The organism is Pseudomonas sp. 203-8 (assembly GCF_020708595.1).
In the GTDB taxonomy this organism is placed as follows: Bacteria; Pseudomonadota; Gammaproteobacteria; order Pseudomonadales; family Pseudomonadaceae; genus Pseudomonas; species Pseudomonas aeruginosa.
The window spans coordinates 326,715-346,242 of sequence record NZ_JAJFDF010000010.1; the positions used below are offsets into that span (position 1 = coordinate 326,715).

At 66.5% G+C, this 19,528-nt stretch carries 18 protein-coding genes; 9 read left to right on the forward strand and 9 right to left on the reverse strand.

The window, feature by feature from the left end:
• The first annotated feature begins 544 nt into the window (after positions 1-544).
• The 4 genes from cmrA to LJF27_RS24235 all read left to right on the forward strand — a co-directional run bounded on the left by cmrA (position 545) and on the right by LJF27_RS24235 (position 5,287).
• Positions 545-1,477, forward strand: a complete 933-nt coding sequence (cmrA, locus tag LJF27_RS24220; protein WP_003106506.1) for an AraC family transcriptional regulator CmrA — start codon at positions 545-547, stop codon at positions 1,475-1,477.
• Between the two features lie 87 nt (positions 1,478-1,564).
• Positions 1,565-2,920 (forward strand): hypothetical protein, encoded by a 1,356-nt coding sequence (locus LJF27_RS24225; protein WP_023103215.1) that lies wholly within the window; start codon positions 1,565-1,567, stop codon positions 2,918-2,920.
• A gap of 58 nt (positions 2,921-2,978) precedes the next feature.
• Positions 2,979-3,239 (forward strand): membrane protein insertion efficiency factor YidD, encoded by a 261-nt coding sequence (yidD, locus tag LJF27_RS24230; protein ID WP_003106504.1) that lies wholly within the window; start codon positions 2,979-2,981, stop codon positions 3,237-3,239.
• A gap of 173 nt (positions 3,240-3,412) precedes the next feature.
• Positions 3,413-5,287: a DUF3857 domain-containing transglutaminase family protein gene (locus LJF27_RS24235; RefSeq protein WP_003114879.1), complete on the forward strand. Its 1,875-nt coding sequence runs from the start codon at positions 3,413-3,415 to the stop codon at positions 5,285-5,287.
• Positions 5,288-5,445: 158 nt separating this feature from the next.
• Here the strand turns inward: LJF27_RS24235 and LJF27_RS24240 are convergent, their stop codons facing one another.
• From LJF27_RS24240 to LJF27_RS24255, 4 genes are all read right to left on the reverse strand, one after another.
• Positions 5,446-6,348, reverse strand: coding sequence for an RluA family pseudouridine synthase (locus LJF27_RS24240; protein WP_003106501.1), 903 nt, complete (start codon positions 6,346-6,348; stop codon positions 5,446-5,448).
• Positions 6,349-6,468: 120 nt separating this feature from the next.
• Positions 6,469-7,698: a serine/threonine transporter SstT gene (sstT, locus tag LJF27_RS24245; protein ID WP_003114881.1), complete on the reverse strand. Its 1,230-nt coding sequence runs from the start codon at positions 7,696-7,698 to the stop codon at positions 6,469-6,471.
• Positions 7,699-8,185: 487 nt separating this feature from the next.
• Positions 8,186-9,556 carry an APC family permease gene (locus LJF27_RS24250; protein ID WP_003142573.1) on the reverse strand — a complete coding sequence of 457 codons (1,371 nt, stop codon included), beginning with the start codon at positions 9,554-9,556 and terminating at the stop codon, positions 8,186-8,188.
• 156 nt (positions 9,557-9,712) lie between these two features.
• Positions 9,713-11,089, reverse strand: coding sequence for a glutamine synthetase family protein (locus LJF27_RS24255; RefSeq protein WP_003118546.1), 1,377 nt, complete (start codon positions 11,087-11,089; stop codon positions 9,713-9,715).
• A 553-nt stretch (positions 11,090-11,642) separates the two neighbouring features.
• Here LJF27_RS24255 and LJF27_RS24260 point away from each other — a divergent pair.
• The 3 genes from LJF27_RS24260 (at position 11,643) to LJF27_RS24270 (ending at position 14,550) form a co-directional block, all read left to right on the forward strand.
• Positions 11,643-12,353, forward strand: a complete 711-nt coding sequence (locus tag LJF27_RS24260) for an AzlC family ABC transporter permease (protein ID WP_003162262.1) — start codon at positions 11,643-11,645, stop codon at positions 12,351-12,353.
• Positions 12,338-12,649 (forward strand): AzlD domain-containing protein, encoded by a 312-nt coding sequence (locus LJF27_RS24265; RefSeq protein ID WP_003121706.1) that lies wholly within the window; start codon positions 12,338-12,340, stop codon positions 12,647-12,649. Before LJF27_RS24260 ends, LJF27_RS24265 begins: the two co-directional genes overlap by 16 nt.
• Positions 12,650-12,891: 242 nt before the next feature.
• Positions 12,892-14,550, forward strand: coding sequence for a thiamine pyrophosphate-binding protein (locus LJF27_RS24270; RefSeq protein ID WP_023082943.1), 1,659 nt, complete (start codon positions 12,892-12,894; stop codon positions 14,548-14,550).
• A gap of 7 nt (positions 14,551-14,557) precedes the next feature.
• Here LJF27_RS24270 and LJF27_RS24275 read toward each other — a convergent pair whose 3' ends face one another.
• The 3 genes from LJF27_RS24275 to LJF27_RS24285 all read right to left on the reverse strand — a co-directional run bounded on the left by LJF27_RS24275 (position 14,558) and on the right by LJF27_RS24285 (position 17,699).
• Positions 14,558-15,232 carry a class I SAM-dependent methyltransferase gene (locus tag LJF27_RS24275; protein ID WP_003100350.1) on the reverse strand — a complete coding sequence of 225 codons (675 nt, stop codon included), beginning with the start codon at positions 15,230-15,232 and terminating at the stop codon, positions 14,558-14,560.
• Positions 15,232-16,140 carry a siderophore-interacting protein gene (locus LJF27_RS24280; RefSeq protein WP_003100352.1) on the reverse strand — a complete coding sequence of 303 codons (909 nt, stop codon included), beginning with the start codon at positions 16,138-16,140 and terminating at the stop codon, positions 15,232-15,234. The genes LJF27_RS24275 and LJF27_RS24280 overlap by 1 nt, the downstream gene beginning before the upstream one ends.
• 134 nt (positions 16,141-16,274) lie before the next feature.
• Positions 16,275-17,699, reverse strand: coding sequence for a PLP-dependent aminotransferase family protein (locus LJF27_RS24285; protein ID WP_003088661.1), 1,425 nt, complete (start codon positions 17,697-17,699; stop codon positions 16,275-16,277).
• Between the two features lie 179 nt (positions 17,700-17,878).
• Here LJF27_RS24285 and LJF27_RS24290 point away from each other — a divergent pair, with 179 nt between their 5' ends.
• Both LJF27_RS24290 and LJF27_RS24295 read left to right on the forward strand, forming a co-directional pair.
• Complete coding sequence (locus LJF27_RS24290) at positions 17,879-18,133, forward strand: DUF1127 domain-containing protein (protein ID WP_015648691.1); 255 nt, start codon at positions 17,879-17,881, stop codon at positions 18,131-18,133.
• Positions 18,130-18,387, forward strand: coding sequence for a hypothetical protein (locus tag LJF27_RS24295; RefSeq protein ID WP_015648690.1), 258 nt, complete (start codon positions 18,130-18,132; stop codon positions 18,385-18,387). Before LJF27_RS24290 ends, LJF27_RS24295 begins: the two co-directional genes overlap by 4 nt.
• A gap of 76 nt (positions 18,388-18,463) precedes the next feature.
• Here the strand turns inward: LJF27_RS24295 and LJF27_RS24300 are convergent, their stop codons facing one another.
• Both LJF27_RS24300 and LJF27_RS24305 read right to left on the reverse strand, forming a co-directional pair.
• A complete protein-coding gene (locus tag LJF27_RS24300) occupies positions 18,464-19,135 on the reverse strand; it encodes a hypothetical protein (protein WP_003450462.1) in 672 nt (223 codons plus the stop codon).
• 69 nt (positions 19,136-19,204) lie between these two features.
• The gene (locus LJF27_RS24305; protein WP_015648689.1) at positions 19,205-19,522 is read right to left on the reverse strand and encodes a winged helix-turn-helix domain-containing protein; all 318 of its coding nucleotides are present in this window, start codon (positions 19,520-19,522) and stop codon (positions 19,205-19,207) included.
• Positions 19,523-19,528 lie beyond the last annotated feature (6 nt).

The window sequence follows — 19,528 nt, forward strand, 5'->3', positions numbered from 1 at the left end:
ACCAGGAGTGGAAGGGCCGGCGGCGCCAAGACGCCGGCCGGCCGCTGTGGGGTGTAAGGGTGACGCATGTGCCCTGCCTCCGATTACCAGTTGCCGGGATGGGTCCGCCGCGCCAGCGTGCCGCCCGCGGCGGGGCCGGAAGGCGAACGGGAAGGCGCCTCGGGGACCAGCGCGCCGTCGCGCACCGGCCGCGAACGGAAGGCACCCGGCGCGCGCTCCGGCGACATGCCGCCCGATGACAGTCTGGCCTGTTGATTTGACATAGGTGTGTCCCCCTGCATGTGTTTCCCATCGGCATGACGGAGATTCCGCCATGCCAGCCAGATTAGGGGGATGGCGCGGGGAATCGGTAGACGGATACTGTCGGGTTCTTGCCTGAAACTGCCGCGTTCCGGTTTTTTCTCATCCGCTTGCGCCCCGTGCGACGAGCTGGCTTGCCTGTTCCTGGCGAATGCTTGCCTGATCCTGCCAACGCGCATCGCGATGAGTGCCTGCAGCCGCGGCGCGCGCTAGTCTTGGGAAGGTTTCCCCCGCGAGTCCCCGCATGAGCGAAAACACCCCGCTTCTTTCCGTCGATCTCCCCGCCGAACTGCGCCAGCGCCAGAGCGAACTGGCGCAGTTGCTGCTCGAGCACTGTCCCAGCGACGGTGTCTACGGCACCGCCGTCGACCCCCTCGCCCTGATTCGCGCCGACGGCCCCACCCTGCCGGCGCGCGGCATGCACAAACCTGCCCTGTGCATCATCGCCCAGGGCCGCAAGGAGGTGCAGTTGGCCGAGGAACGCTATATCTACGATCCGCTGCACTACCTGGTGGTCTCGGTCACCCTGCCGCTGGCCGGCCAGGTGATCGACGCCTCGCCGGACGCACCCTACCTCTGCGTCCGGCTGGATATCGACCCTGCGGAAATCACCCAACTGATCTCCGACGCCGGGCCCATGGAAGTGGCCAGCCGGCGCGGCGACCGTGGCCTCTACGTCGACCGTATCGACGCCAGCCTGCTGGATGCGGTGCTGCGCCTGATCCATCTGCTGGACAGCCCGCGCGACATCCCGATGCTGGCGCCGCTGATCCTCCGCGAGATTTTCTACCGGCTGCTGCGCAGCGGCCAGGGCCAGCGCCTGCACGAGATCGCCATCGCCGACAGCCAGGCCCACCGCATCACCCGCGCCATCGACTGGATCAACCAGAACTACGGCAAGCCGCTGCGCATCGAGCAACTGGCCCAGGTGGTCAACCTCAGCCCCTCGACCCTGCACCACCGCTTCAAGGCCGTGACCGCGATGAGCCCGTTGCAGTACCAGAAGCAGCTGCGCTTGCAGGAAGCGCGCCGGCTGATCTTCAGCGAGGGCCTGGAAGTGGCCGCCGCCGGCTACCGGGTCGGCTACGAAAGCCCATCGCAGTTCAGTCGCGAGTACAGCCGGCTGTTCGGCGCCCCGCCGCTGCGCGACCTGGCGCGGGCGCGCAACACCGCCTAGGGGAACGCGGCAGCGGCCGCGACGGTCAATCGGGAAGCGGCGGCATACCTTCGTCGCCCCGACCGACCTTGCGCAACCGTACCCGCCATGACCCGAGCCCTGCCCCTGCTCCTGCTTGCCCTGTCCCTTCCCGCCGCGGCGACGGACAGCGAGTCGTTCGCCCGCCGCTACCTGGCCTATGTCCATGCCGTCGGCCAGCACAGCGAACGACTCTGGCCCGGCTGGCGGATGGCCGACAAGGCCTTCCTCTACAGCGATGGCCGCAGTACCTGGGTCGCCGATGCCGAAGGCCGCGCGCAGCGCACCACGGCGGCGGGCGACAGCGACCCGGATCTCGACCTGAGCTATGCCTTTCCGCGTTACCGGGGCCGTCCGGCGGTGCTGCTGCAGATCAGCGCCGCGCACCTGCGGAGCAATACCGGCAATAGCGAGACGCTGGCCGCCATCGGCCCGCACGAAGCCTTCCATCGCTACGCCCAGGAAGACTGGCCGGGCCTGCGCAAGCCCGGTGGCTATCGCGGCGACCTGGCCACGCTCGACCCGCGCCCGCGGGAATACCGCTATGCCCTGTTCCAGTCGCTGCTCCAGGCCCTGCGCACGCCCGGGCAGCGCGACAGCTACCTGAGCGACGCCCAGGGCTGGCTGCGCCGCTGGCGCGAAGCGGCTCCCGAGGAAAGCCGGCTGGCGGCGCAGGTCGATCTCAGCGAAGGCACCGCGCGCTACATCGAGATGGCCGCCGCCGCGCGCTACCGCACCGATTTCGCCGAGGATCCGCAACGCTATCGGCAGGCGCTGCGGGAGTACGCCCTGGCCTTCTACGATACCAACGAGATCGGCGTCGGCGTCGACAGCGAAGCCTACGAGATCGGCGCGCTGGCCGGAGTGCTGCTGGACCTGCGCGACGACGACGCGGACTGGAAGGAAGCCGCGACGGCCGGCACCTGGCCGCTGGACTACCTGCTGCGCGACCAGCCTCCGGCCTGGAGCGAACTTCCCGACGACGCGCGGGCGCGCGGCGAGCGCTACCGGCGCGAGATGGGCGCCACCCGCCAGCGCCTGGTCGAGTTGCAGGAGGCCTTCGCCGACCCACGGCGACCGCTGCTGGTGATCCCGCAACCGCGACGCACCATCGGCTTCGCCACGGCGGCCAGCGAGGTGCGCGGGGGCTTCTACGTCCTTGCCGACGGGCCGTTCCGCCAGGCCTACCTCGGCGCGCGCTGGAATGTCGGCGAGCTGACCCTGGACGGCGTCGACTACCTGGAGGGCGACGCCGAGGCGTACTGCCCGGGCTACGGCCGTTCGGCGCTGATTACGTTGCGCGGAGGCGATTGGCGCGAAGGCACGCTGGCGCCGGAAGAACCCGGCCTGCGCGGCCGCCTGGCGACTGCTCGCAGCCTCGTCGACGGGCGGACCCTTTATTGCGCGGCGGAGAATGCTCCTTGAGGACCGACAACGGCGCTACAATGCCCGCTCGCCGCCGCAACCCCGCCGAGGGCTCGCCATGAAGTTCCTGCTGATCGGGCTGATCCGCTTCTACCAGTACGCAATCAGCCCGCTGATCGGTCCCCGCTGCCGCTTCTACCCCAGTTGCTCGCACTACACCCTGGAAGCCATCCGCGTGCATGGCGCGCTGCGAGGCGGCTACCTCGGCGCGCGCCGGCTGCTGCGCTGCCACCCCTGGCACCCGGGCGGCTACGACCCGGTTCCGGAGCGCCAGGAACAGGCGTGCGCCTGCCACAGAACGGCAAAGCCCGGCAAATGAAGCCGGCGAAAAGATCGCAACGGCGACATCCCGCACATAACCGGACCCGCCGGTCGACATGCGGAATTGATAAAACCTATCATTCAGGGTCCATCTCCCCGGCTATCGCCGGCGCCCCCATGCGCCAGGCGACGCCTGGGAGCTCCGCTCAAACGTTTCATCCTGAGGCACCGATGCCCCGTCATCCCTTCTCCCCTTCCTTCCTCGCCGCCAGCGTCTTCTGCGCCGCCACCCCGGCCCTCGCCGCACTGCAACCGATCGCCGAGGCGCCGCTGGCCGGCGAAACCGAGTTCCGCTGCCAGTTCAACGCCGACAACAGCACCGATTGCGTGAGCACCTACAGCTTCACCATCCTCAAGCCGAGCGGCCGCGAGATGCTCTCGCGCATCGATCGCAGCTACGCGGAGACCGACAGCCTGATCGTGGAGAAGGCCGAGCTGACCCAGCCCGGCGGCAAGCCGGTGCCGCTGGACCAGTCGCAGATCGATACGCGCACCGCGCCGAACCCGGACCAGGGCTTCCTGCGCGAACGCCAGACCTCCCTGGCGTTCCCCAACCTGCGCGTCGGCACCCGCATCAGCTACACCCTGCGCGAGCACTTCACCGCCAAGCCGCTGAGCACCCAGTTCCACTACATTCTCAGCCGCCCACCGATGCCGGTGCGCGACGACCGTTTCGTCGCCGAGTTCAAGGCCGAGCGGCCGATCTTCGTGCGCAGCGAGCTGATGGACGCCTATCGCATCGAACAGAGCGCCGACAAGAAGACCCTCAAGGTCAGCCTGAAAAAGCCGCAATACACCAACTACATCAACGAAGCCGGCAACGCCTACCTGCGCCATACCCCGCGCCTGGAGCTGGGCAGTTCGCTGGACCTGCAGGACAACTTCGGCCCGTTCGCCGCGCGCTACAACGAGATCCTCGCCGCGGAGCTGCCCAAGGGCGCCGCGGCGGCCGTCGCCGCGGTGAAGGGCAAGCCGGCTCGCGAGCAGGTCGCCGGCCTGATGCAGTACATCAACGACACCTACCGCTACCTGGGCGACTGGCGCGCCAGCGAGCGCGGCTACGTGCCCTTCTCCCTGGCGGAGATCGAGCGCAATGGCTACGGCGACTGCAAGGACCTGGCGATCCTCCTCGCCGCCATGCTCAAGGCCGCCGGGATCAAGGCCGAACCGACCCTGGTCAGCCGCGGCGACGTGGTCTGGGACCTGCTGGTGCCCGGCATGTACGCGCCGAACCATGCCATCGTCCGCGCCGAGGTGGACGGCAAGACCTGGTGGCTGGACCCGACCAACCCGGTGTTCGCTCCCGGCCGCATCATGCCCGACATCCAGCAGCGCTGGGCGCTGGTGCTGGGCGCCGACGGCAAGGTGCGGCGCGACGAGATTCCGCTGGAAGCGCCCGGCGACACCCTGCGCGTGACCCGCAGCGAGCATTACACCCATGACGGCGAAGCCCGGGTCGAGTCGCGCGTGGAGCTTTCCAACGCGCCGCTGATGCAGCTCAGCGTCGCCGACCGCCAACGCGGCCGCACCAGCACCGACCAGGACCTGTGCCGCAACTTCGCCAAGGAAGGCAGCGACTGCGTGCTGGAGCGCGACGACAGCCAGTTCGTGCTGCCGCCCAGCTATACGATCAGTGCCAGGCTTACCGACCGCCGCGCCCTCGACCGGCTCGGCGGAGAGTATTTCTACAACCGCCAGGACCTGGCCAGCCAGTGGGATGCCTTCGCCAAGTACCGTAGCGAAGGCCAGTTGGCCGAGCTGTACCTGGGCGAACCGCAGATCACGTCCTACGACATCAGCCTGTCCGGCGGCAAGACTGACGAGCCGGCGCACAGTTGCGAGATCCGCAGTCCCTGGTTCGACATCGACCTGCAGGCCGAACCGGCCAAGGATGGCGGCTACCACTATCGTTATCGGGAAGTGCAGAAGACCAGTTGGCTCAACCACGACGAGATCAACAGCGCCGAGTTCGGCAAACTGATCGAGCAGAGCCGCGGTTGCGTCGAGCAACTGCGCCTGGTGGTCAAGCTGGACAAGCGTCCCTGAGCGACCCGCGCCCGCTCCGGCGGGCGCGTCCAGCCGCACCAGCGGGCGATCCTTCTACTCGCCCGCGCAGCCCTCCAGGCCGAGCGCCTGTTCATAGAAACGCGCCATGCGCTCCGGGTCGGCGACGTACGCCAGCATTCCGCTGGCGAGCCTGTCGCCTACACCTGCCAATCGAGCCGCAGCCCGGATTCGAACGTACGCCTCTCCCCGCTCAGCGGGTCGTCGAAGCGCAGCCCCCTGGCCAGCAGCTTGAGCGGCCGCAGGTAGTCGTCGGGGCTGCCCTCGGCGTCCAGCAGCTCGGGATAGAACCCATCGTTCTGGATACCCGCGCCGAGTGCCGCGAGGTGCACGCGCAGCTGGTGCTTCTTGCCGGTCACCGGATACAGCCGGTAGCGCCACCAGCGGCCGTTGCGCTCGACGACCTCGATGCGCGTCTCGCTGTTCGGCTCACCCTCGCCTTCGCGCATGCGGAAGAACGGCTCGCCGGGCACCAGGCGAGTCCTGCGCAGCAACGGGAAGTCCAGTTGCGGCAAGGCCGGAGCGATCGCTTCGTAGCACTTGTCGATGCGCCGCTCGCGGAACAGCGCCTGGTAGCGCCCGCGGCTGCCGGGATTGGTCGAGAACAGCACCAGCCCGGCGGTATGCCGGTCGATCCGGTGCAGCGGCACCAGGTCGCGATTGCCGGTGCTGCGGGCCAGCCGCGCCAGGAGCGTCTGCTCGACGTAGCCGCCGGCCGGCATCACCGGCAGGAAGTGCGGCTTGTCCGCCACCAGCAGATGCTCGTCGCGGTACAGGATGCGCGCCTCGAAAGGAATCGGTGCCTCCACCGGCAACTCGCGGAAGTAATGCACACGCAGGCCTTCGCGATATGCCGCCTGCGGGCCCAGCGCACGCCCCTCGGCGTCCAGCACCCGGCCCCGCTGCATGCGCGCCAGCCAGGTGTCGCGGTCGATGGCCGGGAAACGCGCGCAGAGACAGTCGAGCACGGTGCTCCAGGGACCGGCCGGCAGATGCAGGGTGCTGGCGCGGAGACTGGCATCGGGCAAGGAAGGAGACGACATGCGGCAACTCGGGAAGGACGGGCGACCATTAGGCCGCAGCGCGGCGCACAGGTCAAAGCACGCCGGGGCGAAACGAAGAAACCGCCCGAAGGCGGTTTCTTCCGTGACCCAGGGATCGAATCAGGCGGCGCTCGCCTTGCGCTCTTCCGCCTCGCAGGCGGCTGCGGTGAACAGCACGTCGGTCGAGGAGTTCAGCGCGGTCTCCGCGGAGTCCTGGAGGATCGCGATGATGAAGCCTACCGCCACCACCTGCATCGCCACCTCGCTGGGAATCCCGAACAGGCTGCAGGCCAGCGGGATCAGCAGCAGCGAACCGCCGGCCACGCCGGACGCGCCGCAGGCGCAGATCGACGCCACCACGCTGAGCAGGATCGCGGTCGGTACGTCCACGGCGATGCCCAGGGTATGCACCGCTGCCAGGGTCAGCACGGTGATGGTGATCGCCGCGCCAGCCATGTTGATGGTCGCGCCCAGCGGGATCGATACCGAATAGGTGTCTTCGTGCAGGCCAAGGCGCTCGCAGAGCTGCAGGTTGACCGGGATATTGGCTGCCGAGCTGCGGGTGAAGAACGCGGTCATGCCGCTTTCGCGCAGGCAGGTCAGCACCAGCGGATAGGGATTGCGGCGGATCTTCAGGAACACGATCAGCGGGTTGACCACGAAGGCCACGAACAGCATGCAGCCGAGCAACACCACCAGCAGGTGGGCATAGCCTTTCAGGGCCTCGACGCCGGACTCGGCGAAGGTCGAGGCGACCAGGCCGAAGATGCCCAGCGGGGCGAAGCGAATCACCACCTTGACGATCAGCGAGACGCCGTTGGACAGCTCGGAGAGCAGGTTGCGGGTGGTATCGCTGGCGTGGCGGAAGGCGATGCCGAGGCCGATGGCCCAGGCCAGGATGCCGATGAAGTTGGCCGAGATCAGGGCGTTGACCGGGTTGTCCACCACGCTCAGCAGCAGGGACTGGAGCACCTCGGCGATGCCGCCCGGAGGCGACATCTCGCCCGGATGGCTGGCCAGCACCAGGCTCGAGGGGAAGGCGAAGCTGGCGATCACCGCCACCACCGCGGCGCTGAAGGTGCCGACCAGGTACAGCAGCAGAATCGGCCGGATATGGGTCTGCTGGCCTTGCTTGTGGTTGGCGATGGATGCCATCACCAGGACGAACACCAGTACCGGCGCGACGGCCTTCAGCGCGGAAACGAAGACCTTGCCGATGAAGCCGACCTTGAGCGCGGCGGCCGGGAAGAAGCTGGCGAGCAGCAGGCCGGCGATCAGGCCGACGATGATCTGGCCCACCAGGCTGGTACGCGTCAGCAGATGAAGCAGGGGACGTTCAGGGTATGTCATGCAGATTTCTACTCTTATAGGTGTGTCGAAGGCCGGCCCAGGCAGCTTCCATGCCGAACGACCCTGTGCCGTTCCGCCCCCGCGAAGGGATGGTTCGAGCGAGCCGGGTAGTCTAGGGAAGGACGCACAGCACCACAGGAAACACCGACCAGCGGATACCGGGCTCCCCCGCCACGGCCATCGAACCGGATCGGGACGGCGTGGATTCTAGCCGTGTCTGCGCTTTTTGGGGGCGTCCAATTCTGTCTGGATTCGGACATGTCGTCGCAGGCGCATTGCCAGCCGGGAGGCCGGAAATCCCTGTGAAAAGGAGGGAAAACGCGAAATTCGCTGTCTGCAGATAGCCAAAGCCCGCCATGAGGCGGGCTTCAGATGGGGGGCTAGTCCGTTAGCCATGGGTCCATGATTGACCCGTCACCGTGAAAATTTCGTGAAGATTACCAATCTTTTTCCTTCACATTTCCGCTGAATCCATTCACCGCTCGCCTCACTGGGTCGGGCTCAGCTCGCTCTCCTGGAAGCGCGGCGGCGGACGGCTGAAGCTGCGAGTCAGGTAGAACAGGTAGCCGAAGCCCAGTCCGGCCCAGATCAGACCCATCACCAGCGAGGTGCTTTCCAGGTTGAGCCAGAGCACCGCGACGATGGCCGCGCCGAGCAATGGCAGGACCAGGTAGTGGAAATGCTCCTTGAGGCTGCGGTTGCGCCCGCCGCGCACATAGAAATGCACGATCACCGAGAGATTGACGAAGGTGAAGGCCACCAGGGCGCCGAAATTGATCAGCGCGGTCGCCGTCACCAGGTCGAAGGAGATCGCCGAGAGCGCCACCATGCCCACGATGAGCACGTTGATCGACGGCGTACGCCATTTCGGATGGACGAAGCCGAAGATCCGCTCCGGCAGCACGTTGTCCCGCCCCATCACGTACAGCAGGCGCGACACGCTGGCCTGGGAGGCCAGGCCCGACGCCAGGGTATTGATGAAGGTGGCGCAGAGGAAGATCGACTGGAACAGCTTGCCGCCGACGTACAGGGCGATTTCCGGCAGCGCCGCGTCGGGTTCCTTGAAGCGTATGTTGGTCGGGAAATAGGACTGCAGGAAATACGACACGGTGATGAAGATCACCCCGCCGTACAGCGCGGTGAGGAAGATCGCCCGCGGGATCACCCTGCCGGCGTCGCGGGTTTCCTCGGACAGCGTAGTCACCGCGTCGAAACCGAGGAAGGAAAAACAGAGGATCGTCGCCCCCGCCACCATCGCCGAGAGATGCGCGTGCTCGGAGAAGAACGGCTGGGTACTGAGCACCGTGGCGGTCCCCTCCCCGTTGTTCAGGCCGTGAATCACCAGGCCGATGAAGACCACGATGATCGCCAGCTGGACCAGCACGAAGACGGTATTGAAATTGGCGACCAGGTTCACGCTCTTGATGTTGATGAGGGTCATGATCAGCACGAACATCACTACCCAGATCCACGGGGCGACCTCGGGGAACAATGCGGTCAGGTAGATCTTCGCCAGCAGTGCGTTGATCATCGGCAGGAACAGGTAGTCCAGCAGCGACGACCAGCCGACCATGAAGCCGACATGGGGATTGATCGCTCGTTGCGCGTAGGTATAGGCCGAGCCTGCGGTGGGGAACTGGCGGACCAGCTTGCCGTAGCTGATCGCGGTGAACAGCACGCCGGCGAGGGCCAGCAGGTAGGCGGTGGGCACGTGTCCCTGGGAAATCCCGGATACGATGCCGAAGGTGTCGAAGACGGTCATCGGGGTCAGGTAGGCCAACCCGATCATGACGATCTGCCACAGCTTGAGGGACTTGCGAAGCTGGGTTCGTTCTGCGGTGGGGGGAGGATTCGACATGGGTATGCTTGCCTCGATTTCTTCTTTTTCTAATGCACAGCAAAGGAAGGCGGACGGGCGGAAACCGCAGGCTTGCCGCCGTCTACCTTCAGCAAGGGTGGGAACCTCGACGGAAGAACGGGCGGGCGGCGCCGGACCGGAGCCGCCCGCCCATGCTCACACGGTGTGCAGGTACCAGTTGTACTCGAGGTCGGAGATCGAGTACTCGAACTCCTCCAGCTCGCTTTCCTTGCAGGCGACGAAGATGTCGATGTACTTCGGATCGATGTACTTCGCCAGGATCTCGCTGTCGTCCAGTTCGCGCAGGGCGTCGCGCAGGTTGTTCGGCAGGCTCGGCTCCAACTGCTCGTAGGAGTTGCCTTCGATCGGGGCACCCGGCTCGACCTTGTTGGTCAGCCCGTGGTGCACCCCGGCAAGCACCGAGGCCAGCAGCAGGTAGGGGTTGGCGTCGGCGCCGGCGACGCGATGTTCCAGGCGTACCGCGTCCGGGCTGCCGGTGGGCACGCGCAGGGCCACGGTGCGGTTGTCCAGGCCCCAGCTCGGCGCGTTCGGCACGTAGAACTGCGAACCGAAGCGGCGGTAGGAGTTGACGTTCGGGCAGAGGAAGGCCATGGAGGCCGGCAGGGTCTCGAGCACGCCGCCGATCGCATGGCGCAATGCGGCGTTCTGCTCGGGATCCTCGCTGGTGAAGATGTTGTTGCCGTGCTTGTCGAGCAGCGAGATGTGTACGTGCAGTCCGTTCCCGGCCTGGCCCGGATAGGGCTTGGCCATGAAGGTGGTGTCCATCTCATGGTCGTAGGCGATGTTCTTGATCAGGCGCTTGAGCAGCACCGCATAGTCGCAGGCCTTCATCGGGTCGGCGACGTGATGCAGGTTGACCTCGAACTGCGCCGGTGCGGATTCGGCGACGATGGCGTCGGCCGGGATGCCCTGGGCGCGGGCGCCGTCGATGATGTCCTGGAGGCACTCGACGTATTCGTCGAGGTCGTCGATGGAGTACACCTGCACCGACTGCGGACGCTTGCCGGAGATCGGCGAGCGCGGAGGCTGCGGCCGGCCGTTCACGTTCTCCTGGTCGATCAGGTAGAACTCCAGCTCGAAGGCGGCGACGATGGTCAGTTCCATCTCGGTGAACCTGGCCACCACCTGGCGCAGGACTTCGCGGGGGTCGGCGAAGAAGGGATCACCTTCCAGCTCATGCATGGTCATCAGCAGTTGCGCGGTCGGCCGCTTCTGCCAGGGTTCCATGGAGAGGGTGCCGGGGATCGGGTAGCAGATCCGGTCGGCGTCGCCGATGTCGAGACCCAGGCCGGTACTCTCTACGGTGGAGCCGGTGATATCGAGGGCGAACAGGGAAGCGGGAAGGTTGATACCTTTTTCGAAGACTTTGGGCAGACTGTTGCGTTCGATTCGCTTGCCGCGAACCACGCCATTCATGTCTGAAATCAGAAGGTCGACGAACTGGACCTCGGGATGTTCCTGAAGGAACAGGCTCGGCTCAGTGAGCTGAACGGCACGCAGGGGTACCGACATGATGCAACACCTTTTTTGTTAAAAATTTCAATCATGCGGGGGCTGGAGCCAGAGTCAATCGGAAAGCCAATTTGTTGTCAATAGCCCTCTCGTCGCCCTCGCGGACGGCGAAATAGCCGTAGACAGGGCCTTCCAGCGCATCGCGAAAGCGGCCAAAGCCAGGCCAGGCAAGGTGTTCAACCTGGTGCAGCAGATATTTTACAGGCTCCGTTGTACGAAAAATTGAACAAGGCTAAGCTGTGCCAACCCTACAACAGCAATAAACCGGGTGTTCCATGTCCTACCAGCCGTCCCTCGGCGCCAAGTTCCGCGGCCACAAGATCGGTCAGCATCCGCGTTAGCTCCGCTCCGGTTCTTCTCTCCCTCGATTCTTCGCAGCGCCCTCGAGCGGCCCTCGCTCGTCCGCCGCCTGCCCTGCCCGTCCTCCTTATATAAGGAAGGACACCGGCCGCTTTCGCCTGCGTGGATAACGGATACGAAGAGCAAGATCGTTCAAGCCAGCCCGATGCGCCTGCTGGCATGCTGGACCGACGTTCACCACCGCCATGCCCCCATGACTGCCCACGACCTGCCCCGCCAAGCCTTTCTCCGCGGCGCCGTCGCCATCCTCCCATTGTCCCTGGCCGTCGCGCCCTGGGGGCTGCTGGCGGGATCGATGGCCATCGAAGCCAACCTCACCCCGGCCGAGGGCCAGGGCCTGTCCGCCATCGTCTTCGCCGGCGCCGCCCAGTTGGTGGCGATCGGCATGCTCAAGGGCGGTGCCGGGTTCTTTTCGATCATCTTCACCACCCTCCTCCTGACCTCGCAGCACCTGCTCTACGGCATGAGCTTGCGGCCGGTCCTGTCGCCTCTGCCGGGACGCTGGCGGATCGGTCTGGGCTTCCTGCTCACCGACGAGTTCTTCGCCCTCGCCAGTCAGCACGACCGGCGCAACTTCAACCGCTGGTACGCCCTCGGCGTCGGTCTGACCTTCTATATCGCCTGGAACCTGTTCACCCTCGCCGGCATCCTGCTTGGCCGCAGCATTCCCGGTCTCGAACACCTGGGCCTGGATTTCTCCATCGCCGCCACCTTCATCGCGCTGGTCGCGCCGCTGGTGCGCAACGTACCGACGCTGGTCTGCGTGGCCACCTCGCTGTTCTGCTCGGTGCTGTTCAGCCACTGGCAATGGAGTTCGGCGCTGGTCCTCGCCGGTCTCGCCGGGATGGCCGCCGGTTTCATCTGCAACAAGCTGTATCGGGAGGCGCCATGGTCTGGGCAGTGATCTTCGGGATGGGCGCGATCGTCTTCCTCAACCGCTACCTGTTCCTCGAACCGCGCCTGCCGATCCGTCTCGGCAGCAACCTGCGGCAGTTCCTCGGTTTCGCCGTGCCGGGAATGCTCACGGCGATCTGCGGCCCCATCGTGTTCATGCCCGAGGGCCGCATCGACCTCGGCTACGACAATCCCTACCTGGTCAGCGGCGCAGTCACCGTGGCGCTGGTGCTCTATACCCGCAATACCCTGGCGAGCATGCTGCTGGGCATGGCGTTCTTCTTCCTGTTCAAGTGGTTGGTCTGAGTGGACTCCATAGCAGCCACGTGGATAGTCGGGAGGAATCCATATAGAAGTCCGCAGCGACGAGTGCGGTAGACGAAAGCTCCCGACGCCTCGCCTGGCTGCCGAACTTCCTGTATGCCTTCGCAACAGAGGAATGCCAGGTTCATGCGCCACGGGAATGAACTCGCGAAGAAAGGTCGCTTGGCGCTGACGCGCTTTGGGCCGAAGATCGGGGCAACCACAACGTGCGCAGCGAGGCCCTCATGTCCGACTCCCTTCCCCAGCGCAACGGCGGGCAGATCCTGGTGGAGGCGTTGCGGCGCAATGCCGTCGATACCGTCTACTGCATCCCCGGGGAAAGCTACCTGCCGGTGCTCGACGCGCTGCACGACGCCGACGGCATCCGCACCGTCGTCACCCGCCACGAGGGTGCCGCCTCGAACATGGCCGATGCCTACGGCAAGCTGACCGGCCGACCAGGCATCTGCTTCGTCACCCGCGGCCCCGGTGCCACCCATGCGGCGAATGGCGTGCACACGGCGCAGCAGGACTCGACGCCGATGATCCTGTTCGTCGGCCAGGTGGAAAGCGCCTTCAAGGGCCGCGAGGCGTTCCAGGAAGTCGACTACGTGCAGATGTTCTCGGGCCTGGCCAAGTGGGCCGTGGAAATCGACCGTATCGAACGCATCCCGGAGATCGTCGGCCGCGCCTTCAGCGTCGCCACCTCGGGCCGACCGGGCCCGGTCGTGGTCGCCCTGCCCGAGGAAATCCTCTTCGGTTTCGCGCAGGTCGCCGATGCGCCGGAGCCAAGGGTGCTTCCGGGGCGGCCGGGCGCCACGGCGATGGCGGAACTGCGCGAACTGCTGGCGAACGCCAGGCGCCCCCTGCTGGTACTTGGCGGCAGCGGCTGGGACAGCGCCGCCAGGAAACGGCTAGGCGCCTTCGTCGAGGCCAATGGCCTGCCGGTCGCCACCTCGTTCCGTCGCCAGGACCTGTTCGACAACCGTGACCCGCACTACGCCGGACAACTGGGCTTCGGCGCGGCGCCGGCGCTATTGGAGCGGCTGCGCCAGGCCGACCTGCTGCTGGTGGTCGGGGCGCGCCTGGGCGAAACGCCGAGCGCCGGCTACAGCCTGGTGCGTAGTCCGGCCCCCGCGCAGACGCTGATCCACGTGCATCCGGACAGCGCGGAACTGAACCGCGTCTACCTGGCGCGACTGCCGATCCAGGCCACCCCGTGTGCCTTCGCCGAGGCCCTGGCCGACCTCGCGCCGTTGCCCTCGAGCACCTGGCAGGACTGGCGCGAAGCCGCCCATGCCGACTACCTGGCCTACTCGACCCCGGCCGCGAGCGACCCCGCCATCCAGGGCGTCGACCTGGCGTCCGTGGTCGCGTACCTCAGCGAAAACCTGCCGGACGACGCGGTGATCGCCAACGGTGCCGGCAACTATGCCGTCTGGGTGCATCGCTTCTACCGCTATCGCCAGGCCCGCACGCAGTTGGCGCCGACCAACGGCGCCATGGGCTACGGCCTGCCCGCCGCGATTGCCGCCAGCCTGCGCGATCCGCAGCGCAGCGTGGTGTGCTTCGCCGGCGACGGCTGTTTCATGATGTATCCGCAGGAGCTGGCGACCGCCGCGCAGTTCGGCGCGACGCCGGTGGTGATCGTGGTCAACAACGGCATGCTCGGCACCATCCGCATGCATCAGGAACGCGAATATCCCGGGCGGGTATCCGCCACCCGCCTGGACAACCCCGACTTCGTCGCCCTGGCGCGAGCCTTCGGCGCCCACGCCGAACGAGTGGAGTGCAGCGCCGACTTCCCCGCCGCGTTCCGCCGCGCCCGCGAAAGCGGACGCCCGGCGCTGCTGGAGCTGCTGACCGACCCGCGCCAGATCACGCCGCAGGCGCGCCTCGCCTGAGGCATCCTCAGCCGGCGCGGAAGGCGATCCAGGCCTGGTAGCCCACGGCCTGGAAATAGCGGCTGGGCAGGACGAAGCCGGTGTCTTCCAGCAGTTCGCCGAGGCGCTGCTCGGACAACGGATCGAAATCCTCGCGCAAGCGTTGCAGCATGCCGTCACTGTCCTCCGGGGAAAGCCCGGCCAAGCGGCAGGCCTCGGCCTGCACCGGGCGTTCGAAGGCGTCCCGGGCTTCCATCAGGTTGGCCAGCAGCAACGGTGCCGCTGGCGCCAGACGCTCGGCGACCGCCTCGAGGAAGCGCCGCTTGGCCTGGTCGCCGCGCAGGAAATGCAGCACCAGCAGGACCAGCGCCGCATCGCAAGGCGGCGCTGGCGGTAGCCCGGCGACGTCGCCGCAATGCAGCTCGATCCGCTCCAGCAGGCCGAGCCTGGCGCAGCGCTGGCGGGCCAGGGCGAGCATGTCGGCCGACAGGTCCGCCGCGACGAAGCGCCAGCCCGGACGCAACCCGGCCAGCTCCGCCAGTTCGCCGCCGGCGCCGCAGCCAACGCTGAGCAGACGCGCCCGCTCCGGCAGACGGGCCAGCAACTGCGCGCGACTGAGCAGGTGCAGCAACTCGTAGCCCGGCAACAGGCGGCCGATCCGCGTCTCGTAGCCGTCAGCCTGTTTCCCGACGAAGCGGCCCATCAGTCGAACACCTTGCCCAGGCGCCAATAGCCCATCAGGGTCAGATGACGCTTGTCGATACCGCGCTCCTGCACCAGGTAGCGCCGGATCGCCATCACCGCCGCCGACTCGCCGGCGACCCAGGCGTAGAAACTGCCGCTCTCGGGGCTCGCCAGTTCCCAGAGGATCTCCTCGTCGATATCGATGTCCTCCAGTTCCTGGGCCGCACCACCCGCCACCTCGCGTTCCGGCAGCCGCGCCTGGCGCGCCGCCTCGATCATCCGCTCGCCGTTGCGCGAATGGATACCGGCCTGGTGGCGCGGCAGCCAGTGCAGGCGCGCAGCGGGAATCGCCGGCAGGTCGAGGATGTCGGCTTCTCCCGGCACTTCGAGAAAGGCCTCGACCACCGGCGGCTCGGTTTCGCCGGCCAGCTCCTCGAGAATTCCCGCCACCGCGGGCAAGGCGGTTTCGTCGGCGATCAGCAGGATATGGCGGACGCCAGCCGGCGGTTTCCATTCGTAGCCGCCGGGGTCATCGCCGTATTGCCGGTTGGGCGCGGCCAGTTGCAGGCGGTCGCCGATCCGCGCGTGGGTCGCCCAGGCCGAGGCCGGGCCGTTTTCGCCGTGGAGGACGAACTCCACGTCGACCTCTTCCTGCTCGGCGCGCAGCGCACGGATGGTGTAGGTACGCATCGGCGGCCGGCGGGCCGGCTCGACGCTGCGATAGGCCTGGTACCACTCGCTGCCGCCGGGCAGGCTGGGCGGCTGGCCGCTGGCATCGGGGAAGAAGATCTTGATCCGCTGGTCGGCGGCAAGGGTCTTCATCTCGGCGACCTCCGGACCGCCGAAGACGAAGCGGGTCAGCGCCGGGCTGAGTTGCTCACGGCGCTTGAGTTCGACATTGAACAGACGATAGGCGGGTTGCGACATGACGATGGTCTCCTGGTGACCGGCTCCCAGTGGAGCCGGCGGATGCATGCGTCAGGCAACTCTAGCAAACAATACGAATGATTAGCATTTGCTATTTGCGCAATCGTCGACTGCGTCGAAAGCACGACTGTCGCTCAGGCCTCGCAAGGCTCCAGCAGCTCGCAAGCGCTCTCCCCTACTCGCCTGACCGCCTGCTCGATGGCCGGGGTCGGCAACGCCGCGTAGTTCATCCGCAGGCAGTTCCGGTACTTGCCGGAAGCGGAGAAGATGCAGCCCACCGCGACTTGTACGCCGCGGTTGCGCAAGGCCTTGTCCAGGCGCAGGGTGTCGAACGCCTCGTCCAGCTCGACCCAGAGCAGGAAACCGCCCTGGGGGCGGCTGGCGCGGGTGCCCTCCGGGAAATAGCGCGCCACCCAGTCGATCATCAGGTCGCGTCCGCGCTGGTACTGGGCGCGCATGCGCCGCAGGTGCGGCTCGTAGTGGCCGTTGCCGATGAATTCGGCGATCGCCAGTTGCGGTTGCAGGGCGCTGGCGCCGGTACTGATGTACTTCATGTGCAGCACGCGGTCGGCGTAGCGCCCGGGTACCATCCAGCCGATCCGCAGGCCCGGCGCCAGGACCTTGGAGAACGACCCGCAGAGCAGCACCCGGCCATCGTCGTCGTACGACTTGATGGTGCGCGGGCGCGGATAAGTGTAGGCCAGGTCGCCGTAGACATCGTCCTCGATGATCGCCACGTCGTAGCGCTGGGCCAGGGCCAGCAGCGCCCGCTTGCGCGACTCGGGCATGATGTAGCCGAGCGGGTTGTTGCAGTTCGGGGTCACCTGGATGGCCTTGATCGGCCACTGTTCCAGCGCCAGTTCGAGGGCTTCCAGGCTGATGCCGTTGACCGGATCGGTGGGGATCTCCAGGGCCTTCATGCCGAGGCCTTTCAGCGATTGCATGGCGCCATGGAAGCTCGGCGACTCCACCGCGACGATATCGCCCGGTTCGCACACCGCGCGGATGCTCACCGACAGGGCCTCGTGGCAGCCGGTGGTGATCACCACGTCGCTGGCGGTGGCCCGACAGCCGGAGTCCACCAACAGGCGGGCGACTTCCTCGCGCAGCAACGGCGAGCCGTGGATCCCGTCGTAGGCCAGCGCACGGGCGTCGGCGTGGCGGTTGAGCCGGGCCAGGCTGCGGGTCAGCGGTTTCAGCGAAGGGCTGGAGATGTCCGGCATGCCGCGGCCGAGCTGGACCACGTCCGGTCGCGGCACCGTGCTGACCAGGGCCAGCACCTGCTCCCATTGCGAGATTTCCACCGGCCGCTGGGCCAGGCGGGCGATCGCCGGCAGCGGCGGCATCTGTCGCGCGGCCGGTACGAAATAGCCGGACTTCGGCCGCGGCTCGGCCAGCCCGCGATCTTCCAGCAGCCTGTATGCCTGTTGCACGGTGCTCAGGCTGACGCCGTGCTCGATGCTCATGGCCCGCACCGAGGGCAGCCGGTCGCCCGGACGGTAGAGGCCCTGTTCGATGCGCGAACCGAGGGTCTCGGCGAGTTGCAGATAAAGGGTCATGAGCGGGACTCCAGGGTGAGCGAAAGCGGGACCGGTACAGATGGTGGCGAAATCCACCATTCAGGCCGGGGAGCGCTTGATCTGTATGCAGTCAACCCACCTTTTCTGGACCTGTACGGAACAGCGCGCGATGGCCATTCTATCTCCGTCGTCCAGCCGATCAATATGGAGTACGCAGCATGACGCGACTCAGTGCGAAATCCGAGCGCCGCCAACGCCTCGATGGCCCCTTCCCACTCTCCGCGATGGACACCCTGGCGCAGGCCCTGCGTCGCGGCTATCGCCTGGCCCGGCAACGCCAGCTGACCCGGCGCGCGCTGCTGGACCTGGAGGCGGCGGAGCTGAAGGATATCGGCCTGAGCGCCGAGCAGGCCCGCGAGGAAGCCTCGCTGGCGTTCTGGCAGGCGGGAAGGTCCGGCGGGAGAAAGGCATGATCCGCTGTCGCAACTGTGGCGAACGCCCAGCCAGCGAAGGGCATATCTGTATGGTCTGCAAGCGCCGATCCGACGTCGACCCATACAAGGCGCTGATCACCATGGCCCTGCTGGTCTACTGCGGCGTCAGCCTGGCGGCCTACCTCAAGCCGCATATGCCGTCACCGCCGCCTACCGCCGGCAGCAGCGTCCAGCCCGCCGAGGAGCTGGCCCAGCGCGCCCGCCAGGCCACCCTGGAACAGCGCGGCATCTGAAGAACGCATGCTCGGGAGGGGAGGCAGTTTGAGCCCCTCCTTCTTTTAACCCACCCTCCCTGCCGCACGCGAACACTCATCTCCGGCTATGGGCGAAGGTTTCCATCTTCACGTTCAGCAGGTCGTTGGCGAACCCCCGGACCATGAGAGCCTCGAGATCGTTGATCATTCCGTCAACGACCTGATAGGCGCTGAAGAAGTACGCCAGATCGCAGAGTTCCAGCTGAGTATCCTTCGGCTGTCGCAACTTCTCGTGGCCTGGACTGAATGTTTGGTTTCTCTTCGGGTGAGGAACCAGGACGATCTTCTGGATGGCCCTTGGACGGTTGAAGGCGAGGTTCATTTCCTTCCAGAGGCTTTGCTCGCGGGCTTTGCCCACGTATATGGAATGCCCGCGGGAATCGTAGAAGATGTAGATGCCGTGGGCATCCAGCAGCTTGTCCTTGAGTCCCTGCGCATAAAGGGTGTTCGCCTGGAAGAGTTGCCATTTCCTGTCATCGCGCGAACGGTAGCGTTCTATCCCGTAGAACTCCACGACAGGTCGGATGGTTTCGTACTGGGAGGTTTTCACCGCGGCCTGGCGAGATTTCGCGATAGCCCCGGCGATCTGCTCGACACTCAGTTTCTTGTCGCTGTTCTTCCAGTTCGTCAGCGTCTGCAGCGAAACGCCGAGTGCCTCGGCCAACTCTCCCTGGTATCTCGTGCCGAGCTTCTTTCGCAGTGCGTCCAGCAATTCCTGTGCGTCCATACGAGATCTCCTTTTTCCTTGTTTTCCATCGGGTAAGCCAAAGACGGTTTCACCGGGCAAGCTTCTCCCTCACCGGCCAGCCAGGTTGCCGCCGGTAGGATACTCCAGGGCAGCGGCGATCCGTTCATGCTGTTCTGCCACCCACTCCCGCCGTACCGCCCCCCAGTCGCGGATGACATAGCCGCCCTGGTGGTTGCGCGCACCCTCCCGCTGCTCGAACTCGCAGACGATGTCCAGTTCCTCCAGCGCGGCGATGGTGTCCTGGGCGGTACGCCGGGGCATGCCGGTGGCGGCCATGATCTCCGGCACGCTGGCGATGCCGCTGTCGATCAGGTAGGCGACGTAGAGGCGGCGGTAGAAGCTGGACTTGGTCTTGCTGATGGTCATGGGCAG